General features: G+C 33.3%; 17 protein-coding genes. 12 read left to right on the plus strand and 5 right to left on the minus strand.

What is annotated here, in order from left to right; genetic code table 11:
• The first annotated feature begins 58 nt into the window (after nt 1-58).
• The 5 genes from RM51_RS02855 to guaB all read left to right on the plus strand — a co-directional run bounded on the left by RM51_RS02855 (nt 59) and on the right by guaB (nt 4,696).
• Nucleotides 59-568 (plus strand): RNA polymerase sigma factor, encoded by a 510-nt coding sequence (locus RM51_RS02855; protein WP_039364938.1) that lies wholly within the window; start codon nt 59-61, stop codon nt 566-568.
• Nucleotides 543-1,217, plus strand: coding sequence for a hypothetical protein (locus RM51_RS02860; protein WP_185094994.1), 675 nt, complete (start codon nt 543-545; stop codon nt 1,215-1,217). The genes RM51_RS02855 and RM51_RS02860 overlap by 26 nt, the downstream gene beginning before the upstream one ends.
• Nucleotides 1,218-1,277: 60 nt before the next feature.
• Nucleotides 1,278-2,549, plus strand: coding sequence for a DUF4252 domain-containing protein (locus tag RM51_RS02865; RefSeq protein ID WP_039364940.1), 1,272 nt, complete (start codon nt 1,278-1,280; stop codon nt 2,547-2,549).
• Nucleotides 2,550-2,568: 19 nt separating this feature from the next.
• On the plus strand, nt 2,569-3,075 hold the full coding sequence (locus tag RM51_RS02870) for a DUF4252 domain-containing protein (RefSeq protein ID WP_039364942.1): 507 nt from the start codon (nt 2,569-2,571) through the stop codon (nt 3,073-3,075).
• A 160-nt stretch (nt 3,076-3,235) separates the two neighbouring features.
• Complete coding sequence (guaB, locus tag RM51_RS02875; RefSeq protein WP_039364944.1) at nt 3,236-4,696, plus strand: IMP dehydrogenase; 1,461 nt, start codon at nt 3,236-3,238, stop codon at nt 4,694-4,696.
• Between the two features lie 56 nt (nt 4,697-4,752).
• Here guaB and RM51_RS02880 read toward each other — a convergent pair whose 3' ends face one another.
• On the minus strand, nt 4,753-5,820 hold the full coding sequence (locus tag RM51_RS02880) for a DUF4407 domain-containing protein (protein ID WP_039364946.1): 1,068 nt from the start codon (nt 5,818-5,820) through the stop codon (nt 4,753-4,755).
• Nucleotides 5,821-6,046: 226 nt separating this feature from the next.
• Here RM51_RS02880 and RM51_RS02885 point away from each other — a divergent pair, with 226 nt between their 5' ends.
• From RM51_RS02885 to RM51_RS02895, 3 genes are all read left to right on the plus strand, one after another.
• Entirely contained in the window at nt 6,047-7,948 is a 1,902-nt protein-coding gene (locus RM51_RS02885) for a zinc-dependent metalloprotease (protein WP_039364948.1), read from the plus strand.
• Between the two features lie 55 nt (nt 7,949-8,003).
• Nucleotides 8,004-8,465 carry a lipocalin-like domain-containing protein gene (locus RM51_RS02890; protein ID WP_084110908.1) on the plus strand — a complete coding sequence of 154 codons (462 nt, stop codon included), beginning with the start codon at nt 8,004-8,006 and terminating at the stop codon, nt 8,463-8,465.
• A gap of 69 nt (nt 8,466-8,534) precedes the next feature.
• Nucleotides 8,535-8,945: a hypothetical protein gene (locus RM51_RS02895; protein ID WP_039364952.1), complete on the plus strand. Its 411-nt coding sequence runs from the start codon at nt 8,535-8,537 to the stop codon at nt 8,943-8,945.
• A gap of 3 nt (nt 8,946-8,948) precedes the next feature.
• Here RM51_RS02895 and ruvC read toward each other — a convergent pair whose 3' ends face one another.
• Both ruvC and RM51_RS02905 read right to left on the minus strand, forming a co-directional pair.
• Nucleotides 8,949-9,503, minus strand: coding sequence for a crossover junction endodeoxyribonuclease RuvC (gene ruvC / locus RM51_RS02900; protein ID WP_185094995.1), 555 nt, complete (start codon nt 9,501-9,503; stop codon nt 8,949-8,951).
• Nucleotides 9,504-9,555: 52 nt separating this feature from the next.
• The gene (locus RM51_RS02905; protein ID WP_039364956.1) at nt 9,556-10,083 is read right to left on the minus strand and encodes a 2'-5' RNA ligase family protein; all 528 of its coding nucleotides are present in this window, start codon (nt 10,081-10,083) and stop codon (nt 9,556-9,558) included.
• An 88-nt stretch (nt 10,084-10,171) separates the two neighbouring features.
• Between RM51_RS02905 and RM51_RS02910 the strand changes: the two genes are divergently transcribed.
• From RM51_RS02910 to RM51_RS19000, 4 genes are read left to right on the plus strand one after another with little or no spacing between them, the layout of a single operon-like run.
• Nucleotides 10,172-10,495, plus strand: a complete 324-nt coding sequence (locus RM51_RS02910; RefSeq protein WP_039364958.1) for a PadR family transcriptional regulator — start codon at nt 10,172-10,174, stop codon at nt 10,493-10,495.
• Complete coding sequence (locus tag RM51_RS18990; RefSeq protein WP_052248363.1) at nt 10,492-11,190, plus strand: hypothetical protein; 699 nt, start codon at nt 10,492-10,494, stop codon at nt 11,188-11,190. The genes RM51_RS02910 and RM51_RS18990 overlap by 4 nt, the downstream gene beginning before the upstream one ends.
• A 4-nt stretch (nt 11,191-11,194) precedes the next feature.
• A complete protein-coding gene (locus RM51_RS18995; RefSeq protein WP_052248364.1) occupies nt 11,195-11,809 on the plus strand; it encodes a hypothetical protein in 615 nt (204 codons plus the stop codon).
• Complete coding sequence (locus tag RM51_RS19000; protein ID WP_052248365.1) at nt 11,806-12,519, plus strand: hypothetical protein; 714 nt, start codon at nt 11,806-11,808, stop codon at nt 12,517-12,519. The genes RM51_RS18995 and RM51_RS19000 overlap by 4 nt, the downstream gene beginning before the upstream one ends.
• 75 nt (nt 12,520-12,594) lie before the next feature.
• On the opposite strand, the gene RM51_RS02930 is transcribed toward RM51_RS19000, so the two are convergent.
• Nucleotides 12,595-14,730 (minus strand): carbohydrate-binding domain-containing protein, encoded by a 2,136-nt coding sequence (locus RM51_RS02930; protein WP_052248366.1) that lies wholly within the window; start codon nt 14,728-14,730, stop codon nt 12,595-12,597.
• Nucleotides 14,727-15,218: a T9SS type A sorting domain-containing protein gene (locus RM51_RS02935; protein ID WP_039364960.1), complete on the minus strand. Its 492-nt coding sequence runs from the start codon at nt 15,216-15,218 to the stop codon at nt 14,727-14,729. The genes RM51_RS02930 and RM51_RS02935 overlap by 4 nt, the downstream gene beginning before the upstream one ends.
• Between the last annotated feature and the right edge of the window lie 111 nt (nt 15,219-15,329).

Genomic DNA, 15,329 nt, shown 5'->3' on the forward strand with positions numbered 1-15,329 from the left:
TTGTTTTTGATGTAATAAGATTTCATTTTTAATTGTCTTACTTATAGAAACAAAACTTATGACCCAAGAAGCCTTTAAGGATACGGTATTCATTCTCAAAGATGAGATGTATCGCTTTGCGAAAAGGTTCGTCATGAGCAGTGATGAAGCAGAAGATGTGGTGCAGGATTTAATGATTAAGTTTTGGCAGAAAAAAGAAGAGCTGATACAATTTGGGAATTTAAAGTCCTATGCGTTGAAAGCCGTCCGGAACGAATGCCTGAACAGACTGAAGCACCACGATGTGAAGTTAGGATTTGCAGATATGCAGCTTCACCGCTCAGAGCTTTACAGTATGGAAGTGAATAATCTGAAAGAACAGATTATAGGATATATCAACCAACTTCCGGAAAAACAAAAGATGGTTATCCATTTGAAAGATGTAGAAGAATATGAAGTTTCAGAAATTGCTGAAATGCTGGAAATGGAAGAAAACGCAGTAAGAGTAAATCTGATGCGGGCTAGACAAAAAGTAAAAGAACAAATCTCACAACTGATGAGCTATGAACAACGACAAATTTCAAAATAAATACGACGAGATCTTCCAGAATATAAAGGAAGAGAAAATGGATTGGAATTTTGAAGATTTCCTAAAAAAAGCTGAAGGAAATGATGATGAGGTGGAAAGTAATGAAGAAGCTCCCATTATTCCGATCGGAAAAAATAAGCCTTCTTTCCCGAAATGGTTTTGGATGGCGGCAAGTGTCGTTTTGTTTTTAGGTATCGGTTTTATATTGAATCAATATCAACATTCGGATATCAAAAATCAGGCTCAGTTGGTGGAAAGTCAGATAAAACAACAGAAAAATAATTTCATCGAAGAAAATAATGATCATCAATCTCAGGTTGCTGTGAACCATCCGAATGATTCGGTTTCCGGAGCAAAGCAGGATTCTATTTTTCAGGGAAATACAATGGCTGAGAAAGATGTTTTAGATGAAATTTTACCGAAAAGAGGAAGATTGAAAAAGGAAAGAAGGCTGAAATATGTGTATAATTCCTCTGCTAAAAAAGCTGCAGATTCTACGGGCTACAAAGATTCTTACGTGATTGTAAACGGAAAAAGAATTGAAAATGTAGAAGAAGCTATTAATGTGACTAAGTATTCATTCCAAATATTTGCAAATAACGTCAGTGAAAAATTAGTACAACCAAAAGTCGTTGACGACGATTATTAATTAACCTTAAAGATTATGCTCCTGATCAGGCTCTAATAATCAGAAAATAAAAATTGACTCATGAAAAAAGTAATCATAATATTCGCACTTGCTTTCTCACATTTTTTCAATGTGTACGGGCAGGAAAAAGATAAACTCGACCAACTTTTTGATAAATATCAGGAAGTAGAAGGGGTGACCTCTATAAAAATTGCAAAACCAATGTTCGGAATGTTGAACAATCTGGATCTTGGTGATGCCGAATTAGATCAAATCAAACCTTTATTATCAAAAATTAATGGGTTGAAATTACTCATCGCGGAAAAATCTCAGGATGCAGGTTCTGCAAAAGGACAGAAGCTTTCGCAGATAAGCAAAGATATTTCTTCTTATCTAGCCAACTTGAATTACAATGAAATCATGACCATGAACAGTGGTGGTGCCAAAATAAAATTCCTTTCTGCGGAAGAAAAAAATGGAATTTTGGATGATTTGTTGCTAAGCATTGACAGTGGCGGAGATGAAAATATTCTGGTAAAACTGGATGGAAAATTGTCAATGGATGATATTAATAAAATTATCAGCTCAACGGAGACAAAAATCAATCCTGTTACCAATACTAGAAATAGTTTTATTTCAGATAATACTTCTTCTTATTTGAATGGCGAATCCAGAAATGTAGGTGAATTTTCAGGAATTCAGGTGAGTACCGGTGTAAACGTAGTTTTCAAACAGGAAAGTCCAACGAATATTAAAGTAATTGCTGATGCCGATAAGCTTCAATATATTGTTACTAAAGTTGAAAATGGAGTGTTGAAAGTATATGTTGATAATAAAGGACAGAAAAACTTAAAGTTCAAAAATATCAGTGTAAATGTTTCTTCGCCAAGAATGGACAATATTAAAACATCTTCAGGATCTACTTTTACAACAGTAAATGCTGTGAAAGAAAATAATATGGTGATTGATGCTTCTTCAGGATCTATGGTAAAAGGTAAATTTAATATTTCTAATAATACAACAGTCGAAGCAACTTCAGGATCAGATATTAAAATTGATATTAATTCTAAAAACTTTGCATTCAAAGGATCAAGTGGTTCGAATACAACGTTTGACGGACAGGCTGGAATGGCAAGCTTTGATATTAGTAGTGGGGCTTTTTGCAAGGCGGATAATTTAAGAACAAATATGGCGGAAGCAGAATCTTCATCAGGATCTAATATATCAGTGAATGTTGCGAGTAAATTAAAAGCAAAAGCATCTTCAGGAGGGATGATTAAATATAAAGGAAATCCGGAAATCACATCTGATATCAGCAAAAATTCCGGAGGAGCTTTGAAACAAATTAACTAAGTGTTAAAACCTAATCACCATGAAAATAATTAAAAACATTTTTCTGATCGTTTGTACGATGTTTCTGATGCAGTCTTGTATTGTTTCTTCCGGAAAAGGAAATATGGTATACTTTTCAGATTCTGGGAACGATTTTAAAGGAGCGAAATTTACAAGCATTAATGTACCCATGTTTATCGCAAAACCAATGATTAAAAAAGCATTGAGAGAAGATGGGGAAGATAATGAAGAAATTATTAAACTGGTAAAAAAGGTTTCAAAGATAAAAGTCTTGACCGTAGAAAACGGTGATAGAACAATGCTGAAAGATTTTACTAATTATTTAAATAACAATAATTATGAAGATTGGGCAACTATAAAACATGAGGGAGATAATGTAAACATTCGTGTGAAACAGAAAGACGATGTTATCAAAAATATGCTGATTACAGTAAATTCTGATAAGGAGCTTGTATTTGTAGACGTAAAGGGAAGCTTTACTGCAGATGATATCTCTAGAATGATTGTTTCAGCAACTGATAAATAGACACTTCATATTCATATACTTATTATTTTGTACAAAAAAGACCGTTCCGCAATTTGGAGCGGTTTTTTGATTTAAGTTATTGATGAGTGAATTTTATGTAAACTATTAAAATCGATTTTCGTATCTCGCCAAAATGTCTTAATTTTGCAAGAAAGTAAAGATGTCTATTCATAACAAAATTGTAGAGACAGCCATCACTTTCGATGACGTGCTTCTAGTTCCTTCTTATTCAGAAGTTTTACCTAATCAGGTTTCATTAAAATCAAGACTTACCGACAAAATTACGCTGAATGTTCCTATCGTTTCTGCTGCTATGGATACCGTAACAGAAGCTGATTTGGCAATTGCATTAGCAAGAGTTGGAGGTTTAGGTTTCATCCATAAAAATATGACGATTGCGGAACAGGCTGCACAAGTAAATCGTGTAAAACGTTCAGAAAACGGAATGATTTCTGATCCTGTTACCCTTTCAAAAGATCATACTTTGGCTCAGGCTAAAGAAACAATGGCGAAATATAAAATTTCAGGTCTGCCTGTTGTAGATGCTGAAAATACATTAATTGGTATCATTACAAACAGAGATGTAAAATATCAGGAAAACCTTGATATGAAAGTTGAAGAGATTATGACAAAAGATAATCTTATCACTTCTGATAAAAATACAAATCTGGAAAAAGCAAAAGAAATTCTTCTTAAGAACAGAGTTGAAAAACTTCCTATCGTTGATGCCAACAATAAATTGGTTGGGTTGATCACGATTAAAGATATCGACAATCAATTAGAATATCCAAATGCAAACAAAGATCAAAATGGTCGTTTAATTGTTGGAGCAGGAGTTGGAGTTGGAGAAGATACTTTAGACAGAATTGCTGCTTTGGTTCAGGCTGGAGTAGACATTATCGGTATTGATTCTGCTCACGGTCATTCAAAAGGAGTTTTAGATAAAATTTCAGAAATCAGAAAAGCGTATCCAGATTTGGATATCGTTGGTGGAAATATCGTAACCGCTGAAGCTGCAGAAGATTTGATTAAAGCAGGAGCAAACGTTCTTAAAGTAGGAGTTGGTCCCGGTTCTATCTGTACAACGAGAGTTGTTGCTGGAGTTGGAGTTCCTCAATTATCTGCTATTTACAATGTTTATGAATATGCTCAGACTAAAAATGTAGCTGTAATTGCTGATGGTGGTATTAAACTTTCAGGGGATATCGTAAAAGCAATTGCAAGTGGAGCAGGAGCTGTAATGTTAGGATCTCTTTTAGCAGGAACGGATGAAGCTCCGGGTGAAGAAATTATCTTCCAAGGTAGAAAATTCAAAACTTATCAAGGAATGGGAAGTCTTTCTGCAATGAAGAGAGGTGGAAAGGAAAGATATTTCCAAAGTGAGGCTAAAAAATTCGTTCCGGAAGGAATTGAAGGAAGAGTTCCTAGTAAAGGTAAATTGGAAGATGTGATTTTCCAATTGACAGGAGGTCTTAGAGCCGGAATGGGATATTGTGGAGCGAAAGATGTTGAAGCTTTACAAAAAGACACTAAGATGGTCATGATTACAGGTAGTGGATTGAAAGAATCTCACCCGCATGATGTGATTATCACTCAAGAAGCTCCGAATTATTCATTATAAGAATATTTTAACATACAAGAGAATCGGCGGTCGCAAAGCGACCGCCGATTCTGTTTTTATTTCAGTTTTTCCTTAAAATCATCAATCCTAAAATCAGTTGCAGCATTTCCTTTCTCTATTTTTTCTTTAGCATATAATCGGAAATCATTTTCTGTTTTATCCAAAAGATGGTCATAAGGACCAATATGAGAAATAAGTTTTACCAGAACAGGAGAAATTTCTAAGCATATAAAAAGCCCCATAATAAAACTCGCTGCTAAACCAATAATTGCTGAATTTTTTCCTAATTCATCCAATGCTTGAAGTCTTGCAGCAAATCCATTGAATTTGTCTTCGAAAGTTTCAGTAGATTTTCTTTCTGTTTCCAGATTGGTATAGATTTTTGAAATTTCCTTATCAAGATATTCTAATCGTGGAGCAACCTGTTTTTTGTAATTTTCTAAATCCTGTCTTCTTTGTTCCTTTAGCTCTTGTTTACGTTTTGCATTGCTTCCAAAGCCGACTTTTCCACTGGTAAGCCCAGTTTTAGTCCCCAAAATTTCTTTTTCAAGTTCTACTGAGGCGGAATCATAAGATTTTTGGTATTGAACAATTTTTTCAGAGATTTGTTTCTTTTCAGTTTCAAAAGGTCCACTTTGTTGCAAAATACGTCCGTTCATCTCTCCCTGAAGCTGTTTTTTATTTCTTTGGATAATAGTATTTAGCTGTTTGTTGACTTCTTTTTCAAAAATTTTAAGCTCTAGTGGTTTTGAAATAATAATCCCTAAAAATGTTGCTAATACAAGACGTGGAATTGCCATTAATATTTGATTCCACCATGTGCCTGTTTTCTTAATGGAGGAAACAATATAACGATCCAGATTGAAAATCATTAATCCCCATAAAATACCAAATCCGATGGCTGTCCAAATATTATCAAATACAGTAAACATAGCATAGCCTGCAGATAATGTAGCAAATACAGCCGTGAAAAGTACAATTCCACCAATTCCGGCAAACTTATTCCATTCGCTGGGGGTTTTTCTTAAAATATGAATGTTCCCCCCAGAGCAGATCATAAGAAATTTCTGAAACCAATTAATCTTATAATCGGTTTGATTTATAATTGATTGTGTTTTTTTCATTGTTGAAAATTTATACAAAAGTAATACTAAAAATCATACCAATGTTAAAAATAGTATTATGTTTTACCAAGTATATTTGATTAAGTATTTAACCCATTGATTTTTAGTTTTTTGATGGATAAATTAGAATAATGTTAAATTTTTGTAAAATTTAATTGAAAAATATTAAGATAGATTTAAAAAAATATAATAGTTTTGCCGGAAATATTACATAAGTATATATAATATGAAGAAAATAAGTATAATTTTTGCATTAATTTCTTTTATTAATGCGTTTTCTCAAAACATTGAAAAGTCTTGTGGTTTTGATGAAATAATGAGAAGAATGAATTCCAAATACCCGAATTTAGAAAGAAACAGGGAAGAAATAGATGCGAAGTTCGCAGGTTTAAATGTACAATCTTACCTGAATAGAGTTGGGGCTACTACAACTTGGAATGGACTTTACACAGGACAAATATATGAAATTCCTGTAGTAGTACATGTTATAGAATCTAGTGCTGCAGCGAATTCGAATTTACATCTTACAGATCAGGAAATTATTAACTGGATAGGTAGAGCAAACAGTATGTATGCAACAACCTATGGTAATGGATTTTATGCTGAAGGTTCAGGTCCAACAGGAGGGGCGGTCATTCCTTTTAGACTTGTATTAGCAAAAAGGTCTCCAAGCTGTACACCTACAACAGGAATTGTAAGGTATAATGGAAGTACATTAGCAGGTTATGATTCGTATGGAGTTGCCATGCAAAGTGCTAACGGAGTACCTGACTATATGATTAAAACTCAAGTTGCACCACACTGGCCAGAAAATTCTTATTTTAATATTTATGTAGTAATTGGGTTTGATGGCCAACAACAATTATCTTATGGCTTGATGGGGTATGCAAAGTTCCCTGATTCATACGATTTTGATTATGAAAGTTTTATGAAAGTGGCTACTATTAAAAATTCAAATGATACAACGCTTACTCATGAATTAGGACATGCATTTGGATTATATCATACATTCCAAGGAATATCATATACAAGTCAGACTACATGCCCGACAAATACTAACTGTGCAACAGATGGTGATAGAGTTTGTGACACTTCTCCTTCAAGAAGTATGTATGGAGTATCTGTTCCCGGCAATACAAGCGTTGATCCTTGTACAGGTGTAAATTTTGACGGAACTCAATACAACATTATGAATTATACCAATGTTGAAAGGAAATTTACAGATGGGCAAAGAGATAGAGCAGTATTATTGATGATGGAATACAGAAAAAATCTAATTAATTCATTAGGTGCTACAGATCTTTCTACTACAGTTACCTCGCCTGTGAGCGTAATTGCAGCACAATGTAATCCTGCGGGAACACTTAACCCAACGAATAATAATTTTGCAATTGGTCCTTATAGAGTTGTGATGGGGTCTATTAACAGTATGAGTACTGGTTATGATTCCGATGAAGCATCTCCTGTTTATTATGCCGATTATGCCAATGCAACATGTATCAGACCTGCTTATTATACTGATATTTCGACATCTACGAGTACTCCGCTTAAAATAAGTTACTTGAATGGATTTGGTCAAGACAATAAATTCAGAACAAAAGTTTGGATAGATTATAATAATAACGGAACTTTTGAAACAGCTGAATTAGTTGTCAATAATGTTTCTACAAATCCTGTGAGTGCTTCAGCTTCAGTTACTCTTACAAATAATATTACTGCTCCTGCTTCAGCTGTAAAAAATACGTATTTAAGAATGAGAGTTGCTGTAGATGCTGCTACCTATGATTTTTCTGATCTTCCTGATTTTGGACCGTGTTCACAATTGCAGTATGGACAAATGGAAGATTATGCAGTAAGAGTATTAGATGTTTTAGGAACCTCAGATGTGAAAGATAATGTTGATACTAAAATCGTTTATGTGAAAGCTGAAAATAAGCTAAAACTTGTAGGAAGCAGAAATGAAGTTTTCGGAGACTACCAACTTTTTGATATGAGTGGAAAATTAATTCAGAAAGGGAACTCGAAAACAAATGAAGTTCAGATTAATCAGGAACTTCCAAAAGGAGCCTATATTATTAACTATTCGAATAATGATAAAGGAGGGTCTAAGAAGTTTATCAATAACTAATTAAAATATAAAAGGAGCTCTTGAAAAAGAGCTCCTTTTTTTATTATTACAAAAGATGAAAAAGATTATATATTTTTTAGTGTATTGTTTGCTGTTTGTGAATTGTCAATCTCAAAAGAATGATTTGATTTTACATAAAGATCAAGAGACTATGTTCGATCATAAAAGTGATCTCCTTGGAAACTGGAAACTGATTGAAAGAAATTATTGGGATGGTGAGGTTAAAAAATCATATCCCCTTCATGAATGCGAAAAAAAATATACTTTAAGTTTTGAAAAAGAAGAAACTAAAACCTTTTTAACCAAAAGCTATGCGGATGGTAAGAATTGTGAAAGAAAAAGTAATTCAGGGAAGATATTAGTTTCTATTAATGATGGTTTTTTCTCTTACTTAGAAGGTGATCTAAAAAGAAATGAATATTATAAAATTGAGCCGAAAAATAAATTTTCAATTATTTATAACGAAATTCTAGAAGGTAAAGTCCGACAGATTGAAGATGTGTATGAACGGTTTTAATACAAGATAAAAATCCATTTGTAAAAATAGTCTTACCTTTAAATAACTAATCCACAAAAAAAGCTAGTTATGAAAAATGTAATAAGACTTTCATTAATCTGTATAATTGTAGCTTTAACTTCTTGTAAAAACGAGAAAACTGTAGATGAAGAATTGAAGGAAGCTGCAGTGAATATGAACAAGCTTACACCGCAGGTTCTTAGTGACGGAGTTCGTCTTGATAGTGTTTCTGCTTTACCAAATAAGATTTTTAAATATAACTATACGCTAACTGAAGACGTAAAAGAAAGTGTAACACCTCAAGAAATTGAAGCATTTAAAAGTCAGGCAAAAGAAGAAGCGATTAAAGCCGTGAAAACTTCTGCTGATATGGAAGAGTTCAGAAATAATGACGTGACTTTACATTATTCTTATTCTGATAAAAAAGGAAAACCAACTGCCGATTTTACCATTACACCTGCAGAGTATAAAATCAAATAATATTTATTTCAGACGATCCGGATTTTGCTTTAAAAAGCTTTCCCATCCTGTATATGATTTCATATCCGTGATGGTTCCTGAATTAAAATGATGGCAAACAGCTACAGCCAAACCATCGGAAGCATCAAGATATTTTGTTGGGAATTCTTTTAATTTCAGAAGATTTTGCAACATTCCCGCAACCTGTTCTTTGCTGGCGTTTCCGTTTCCGGTAATGGCCATTTTTATTTTTTTCGGAGAGTATTCTGTAATGGGAATATTTCTGTAAAGACTTGCAGCCATGGCAACGCCTTGTGCTCTTCCTAATTTGAGCATACTCTGAACATTCTTTCCGTAAAAAGGAGCTTCTAATGCCACTTCGTCAGGATGAAATTCATCAATCAGAGCCAATGTTTTATCAAAAATATATTTAAGCTTTGTTTCGTGATTCGGGTATTTTTTTAAAATTAATTCGTGAATAGAAACCATTTCCATTTTTCCTTTCTTCACGGAAATTAATCCGAATCCCATAACCGTAGTTCCGGGGTCAATTCCTAATATTATTTTTTCAGCTGAAATCATTGCTTCAAAGATACTGCTTTCTTCAGGGAGTTGAAAAATGGATTAAAGATTATTTTCCTGACAGTTCTTTCTCAGCAATCCGAACCCATTTTCCATCATGACGAAGCAATGTTATTTTGTCAACTAAGAATTTAGTTTGATAAATTTTATGTTGGTAAATTTCCCATGCTTTAAGAAAGTTTTCATACGTAAGATCTCTGTATCCTACCGTAACATGAGGATTGAATGAATAATTTTTAAAATTAAATTTTTCTTTAACGTTAAGTTGAAGTTGTTTCAAATTCTCGTTTTTTTCAGGTTTTACATATAGAACTGGATTTTTAGGACTAGAAAAACTTCCAAAACCATTGAGGGTAATTTCAAACCGGGACAGATCTGTATTAATTTTTTGAAAGGCTACATGGATGTCCTCTTCAAGTTCAATCTCTCTGTCGAACGGAGGAAACAAAGTAATGTGAGCTTCATTTTTTAATGCTTTAGAATTAGCAAAATTAGCAACCAGATCTTTTTTAAAAACATTAATTTCTTCAATAATATTTTGTGGGGGATAGATTGCTATGAAGTACATCTTTTTCATATTTCAAAGGTAAGATTTATTTAAATTAAAAAATATTTTAATACATAAGAAAATTATGTATAGATTTGTAAGGTATTAAATCTTTGGGATGAAAAAGAACAGTCTCTACAGAGGAACACTCCAGAATATTATTTTAAAGCTGCTTTCAAAAGAAGTGAAAATGTATGGGTATCAAATTACACAACGTGCAAAAGAGCTTACAGAAGGAGAGTTGGAAATGACGGAAGGAGCATTATATCCTCTTTTACATAAATTGGAAGGTGATGGAATTATTACCTCTGAAGTACAGGAAATAAATGGTAGAAACCGAAAATACTATCTGTTAACAGATAAAGGGAAAAAGCAACAGGCGCTACAGGAAGATGAAATGAGAAGTTATCTGTTTAATCTTAAAACAATTTTTGATATATGATTTCGGCAGAACAAAGAAAGGAGGTACGTGATTATTTGCTTTCCAAAAAAATTCCGATAGATATTTTGATGGAATTGGAAGATCATTTTCTAAGTCAAATTGATCATACGATGATAAAAAATATTTCTTTTGAAAAAGCTTTTGATGAGGTAAAGAAAATTTGGCAAGAAGATCTTGAATTGACGAAAATGTATAATGGAAAAGAAGTTGTGGTTTTTGTGAAGGATATAAGAGATAGGGAAATGATTAAGATTTTCAGGAAATCATTAATGGTATTTTTCTTGATGAATGTGATTCTTTTTACACTTTCGAAGATGTTGGAAAAAGAAATCTTTAGTGAGATATTCCCATTTTTAGTAATGACTTTAACTTCTATACCATCAATGCTCTTCCTTTTGTATATACGTTATTTTAACTATGTAGGTCAATTTAGAAATGTTAAGTTCACTATTTTTCAAAACTCAAATATACCTTTGATCTTAGTGGGAGCTTTTCAGCCTTTTTTACTTGGGAAGTATGGGAAGTTGGGAGTGTTGATTTATAATGGATTTGAACAAAGTTCTATGACAGGACTTTTCTCACTCATCATTTTTTCGGGATGTGTTGGATTGTATTCATATAGTTTTTTTATTCTGTTAGGCTTTGTGAAATCTATGAAAAAGATGAAACCCTATCTTACAACTTTTAATCTGTAATATCATGAATAAAGAATATTTTACGGAAATAGAAAAATATCTGAAAAGCAAAAAATTGAGTAATGCTGTGCTTGTTGAGATCTATGACCATTTTGTTATGCAGATTTCTGAATTGATGAACAAAAATAATATCAGTTTCCAGGAAGCTTTTGTTCAGGCAAAACTGAATTGGCAATATGAACTTGAAATGGTAAAAGCGGATACTTTTTCATTTAGAAAGATCGCAAGGATTGAAAAAAAGATATTGCAGACAAGATTTAAAAAGATTATATATTCATCTCTTCTTTTTTCTGCACTATTGGGATTGATTGTTTTAATTTCTGAAGAAATGTTTTTTTATTCAGAGATTCTGGTTCTTTTATCTTTAACGTTCCTGCTAATTTATAATTTTATCTGGAAGAAAATGAGTTTTAAAGAATATCAGCAGATAAGCTTTCATCCTTTGTTGTTGAGAAATATAATAGTGGCGGTTATAGCTGTTTCCTTATTCGGATATTTTTCGGAAGCATTTGATTTCTGGAAACCAATATTGAACCAGATCATTCTTTTGTATTGTGTGATAGTGCAAATCCAACTTTTATATTTCAGAACTAAAAAAATAAATGTATTACTCTCATGAACAAAGAACAATTAGACCTTGTAAGAGATTATCTTATTTTTCAAAAACTTCCATTAGATATTTTATTAGAAGTGGAAGATCATATGGCTTCACAGATTTTAGATATTCAGAAGAACGAAAATATAAGTTTTGATGAAGCTTTTTTGAAAACTCAGAAACTGTGGGAGAATGAGTTTAAAATGACAAGGTATTCAATATTTTATTCGGAAAAAATTCCGGTAATAGTGAAGAAAATTGTTAAGGCAAAGTATAATAAGATTCTTAAAAAGTCTCTTTTGTATGCGTTGATTTCTTTTGGAGTAAATCTATTACTGATCTATGTTTCTGATAGTCAGGAAACCTATACCGATTTTTTTAGAGGACAGAATTTATTGTTTTTACTAGCTCCTGCCTTAGTATGGACGCTCAATTATAAAATCAGAAAATACGTTAAAAAAGATTTTAAATATAAAGGAAGATCACTCTATTCCATCTACCAGCAAAATATAGGAATTATGGTGGCAACTACAAGTGCAATGGCTCAGATTGTTGCCAAAGATGGTAAGCATGCCTATTTATTATTTAGAATGAATGATATGGGTGATATTTTACTTTCCTTACTAACACTATTTTTTCCTTTTTTAATACAAATGACGGTTATTTTTGGGATTCTTAATTTCTTTGAGCATAAAAAAACATTGAAAAAGTTATCCGTATTCGTAGCAGAATAAATAGACAGATAAATCAATTTAAAAAATAAAACCCCTAAAATGCAAACGTATTTCAGGGGTTTGTAATTATATATTTTAATTTACAGTTGTCAAATAACTACTTACAGTAAATGTAGATGAGGTTCCGCCCGTATAAGTTCCTCCTGTAATATACCCATGAGAGTCGGTTCCTCCGGAGATTGTTCCTCCTCTGTAAATGGTATACGTTCCGTTTACAAAATTAGGATCTGTGAAAAGTAAAGTCACTGAATTGCTGGATCCTGTTCCGTAAAATGAAGGAACTTTATACATTAAGATTGTTTGGTTGGAAGAATTCTTTATATACACATGATTTCCCGCAGTGGTGGTTACTTTTACCGATTTCTGCGTTGAAACTGAAGTCGGATTGCTTGTTGCTCCTCCTGTTCCTACAATAATTCCTCCTGTAATATTGAATGTGTTATTGTCGCAATCAAAACCTTCTTCGGGAGTTCTAGCTCCATTGGAGATTGTTGTACCTCCAGTGATCGTTAAAGTTCCGTTACTGTCAATACCATCATTGTTTTTTGCGTAGCAGTAAGTTGTTCCTCCATTAATCACGATTGCATTTGCGGCATTGATTGCATCATCCCAAGTTGAGATTTCCGTAACTCCACCATTAATAGTAAGAATGTTTTTACTTTCCAATCCCTCACCGCCATCTGAAGTTTGTGTACAGTTGATTGTAATAGTGCCACTATTTACCGTAAGATTCCCTTCCGCTTTTACGGCTTTTGGATTGGCGTAATCTGCACTGTTTCCGGATCCTGAAACTAAAAATCGAATTCCTGTAGTGGAAACATTTAAGTTTAATAAGCTATTGGAAGCTCCTATATTTCCTAAAACAATTTCTCCATCGGCAGAAATTCCTTTTCCTCCAATTCCTGTACTCGTTATGTTTAATGTTCCAGCGTAAATTTTGATATTCGTATCACTTTTTAAACCTGAAGCAGTATAGGAATCAACAACACCCGATGTATTGGTATATGTAGTTCCTGTTCCTGCATTGTTGATGGTGAAAGTACCTCCGTTAATGATAAGCTCTCCGTCTGCTGAAAATCCTTTTCCTCCACTTGCTGTTGAAGCTAACGTCAGATTAAATGTTCCGCTGTTTACCGTGATGACAGCATCTGATTTTACTGCGGTAGAATATGAAGGATCATAACCACTTCCTGAAGCTGTAAGAACTGCGGCTCCGGATAATGTCGCTGTTATATTTCCTCCGTTAAAAGTAATATTTCCTTTGGCGCTGATTGCTTTCGATTGAGCTCCGGTTAAATTTAAATTAAATGTTCCTCCTGAAATAGTAATTGTATTAGTGCCTGTTTTAATCGCTTTTACATCTGCAGAAGCTAATGTGGCGGTAATATTTCCTCCTGAAATTGATACAGCAGCATCTCCAGCATCGATAGCATCACCTGTTGCAGTGGTAACTATTGTTCCGTTGCTCATGACATATCCTTCAGAATGAAACCCGTCTGAAGCAGCAGAGATTACATTAATATTTCCATTCTGAACTTCAATGATAGACGATGTGGAAACAGCATGTTTTTTAATTCCTTTAATATTTAACGTTCCGGTTCCTGCAAAAATAATTTTGCCATCCGTTTGAAGCGTTCCGTTTTTAGTACTTGAAGATCCATCAGTAAGGGAGTTTGTCGTTCCTGACTGAAGAGTAAACGTATGAGTTTGCCCTCCTGTAATATTGATTGCCGATCCTGAAGCATTAGTAATATTCAGATTATTCATTACAAAAGTTGCAGGTAGGGTAGAGCTCATTGTTAAGCTTCCTGTGGTACTTGTTCCTAATAAATTATATTCCAGATTACTGATCGTTGCTGTTGAAACAACGTTGACTGTTCCTCCTGTTGCGGTAATATTTACCCCTTGATTTGCATAAGGATTAATGATCGTTGCATTATCTGTACCTTTATAAATAATATAAATTTTAGTCAAGTTCACTGCTGTGGAAGTAAAGGTAAGACTATCGACAATAGATTTCGGAAGATTAGGATTTCCCGAATTTCCACTAATGTGAAATTTGGAATCATTGGTGTCGAATTTAATGCTGTCTACTACTGATGTAGGAGAAGCATACATATTGTTTCCTGAATTGTGTGCAATGATGTTTTGCTGTGCCTTTATGCTTAAAGATAGAAGCATAGCTACGATAAAATAGATGTGCTTTCTCATTTTTTTATCAGTTTTAAAACGTTTTGATCTACTTGTACCAGGTAAAAGCCTGCTGTAAGGTGACTAATGTCTATACTTTCATTCGGAAGATAAGTTCCTGTATGGACGAGCTGTCCGGAAGAAGAATAAATTTTCACCTTCATTCGGTCATTTTTATCAGAAGTTATTTTGATAAAGTCTGATGTTGGGTTGGGATATAGTTTGGTGTTGTACTCGTTTTTTCCAACCTCCTGAGTCGACAATACTGAATTAACAAATGTGATTTTCCTGATGATTGTCATTGGGATAGAAACATCAGTTGCGGTTGCGGAAGTTTTAACTAAAAGATTAGTCGAGGTGAAATATAATTTGCCACTATTCTCGATACTGTAATCTTGTGTAGTTCCGTTGTAGTAAGTAATTCTGATTCCTGTCTGTGAAAAATATAAGGTCGCAGTGAGCAGAAAGAAAATCAGTAAAGATTTACTTAAAAGCTTTAGATTTTTCATTGTTATATTATTTTATAGAACAAAAATAAAATTTGCATCACAATGAAAATAAAATTTGAGGTAAACGGTGAAAATGTGTCGGTAAATGAGAAATATGTACTTAAATTGATT

This window comes from Chryseobacterium taiwanense, from assembly GCF_000813825.1.
Lineage (GTDB): Bacteria > Bacteroidota > Bacteroidia > Flavobacteriales > Weeksellaceae > Chryseobacterium > Chryseobacterium taiwanense.

Excerpts from the sequence above, each read along its gene's own strand:
- RM51_RS02855 (WP_039364938.1), top strand. The coding sequence starts at position 59 with ATGACCCAAGAAGCCTTTAAGGATACGGTATTCATTCTCAAAGATGAG.
- RM51_RS02860 (WP_185094994.1), top strand. The coding sequence starts at position 543 with ATGAACAACGACAAATTTCAAAATAAATACGACGAGATCTTCCAGAAT.
- RM51_RS02865 (WP_039364940.1), top strand. The coding sequence starts at position 1,278 with ATGAAAAAAGTAATCATAATATTCGCACTTGCTTTCTCACATTTTTTC.
- RM51_RS02870 (WP_039364942.1), top strand. The coding sequence starts at position 2,569 with ATGAAAATAATTAAAAACATTTTTCTGATCGTTTGTACGATGTTTCTG.
- guaB (WP_039364944.1), top strand. The coding sequence starts at position 3,236 with ATGTCTATTCATAACAAAATTGTAGAGACAGCCATCACTTTCGATGAC.
- RM51_RS02880 (WP_039364946.1), bottom strand. The coding sequence starts at position 5,820 with ATGAAAAAAACACAATCAATTATAAATCAAACCGATTATAAGATTAAT.
- RM51_RS02885 (WP_039364948.1), top strand. The coding sequence starts at position 6,047 with ATGAAGAAAATAAGTATAATTTTTGCATTAATTTCTTTTATTAATGCG.
- RM51_RS02890 (WP_084110908.1), top strand. The coding sequence starts at position 8,004 with ATGAAAAAGATTATATATTTTTTAGTGTATTGTTTGCTGTTTGTGAAT.
- RM51_RS02895 (WP_039364952.1), top strand. The coding sequence starts at position 8,535 with ATGAAAAATGTAATAAGACTTTCATTAATCTGTATAATTGTAGCTTTA.
- RM51_RS02905 (WP_039364956.1), bottom strand. The coding sequence starts at position 10,083 with ATGAAAAAGATGTACTTCATAGCAATCTATCCCCCACAAAATATTATT.
- RM51_RS02910 (WP_039364958.1), top strand. The coding sequence starts at position 10,172 with ATGAAAAAGAACAGTCTCTACAGAGGAACACTCCAGAATATTATTTTA.
- RM51_RS18990 (WP_052248363.1), top strand. The coding sequence starts at position 10,492 with ATGATTTCGGCAGAACAAAGAAAGGAGGTACGTGATTATTTGCTTTCC.
- RM51_RS18995 (WP_052248364.1), top strand. The coding sequence starts at position 11,195 with ATGAATAAAGAATATTTTACGGAAATAGAAAAATATCTGAAAAGCAAA.
- RM51_RS19000 (WP_052248365.1), top strand. The coding sequence starts at position 11,806 with ATGAACAAAGAACAATTAGACCTTGTAAGAGATTATCTTATTTTTCAA.
- RM51_RS02930 (WP_052248366.1), bottom strand. The coding sequence starts at position 14,730 with ATGAGAAAGCACATCTATTTTATCGTAGCTATGCTTCTATCTTTAAGC.
- RM51_RS02935 (WP_039364960.1), bottom strand. The coding sequence starts at position 15,218 with ATGAAAAATCTAAAGCTTTTAAGTAAATCTTTACTGATTTTCTTTCTG.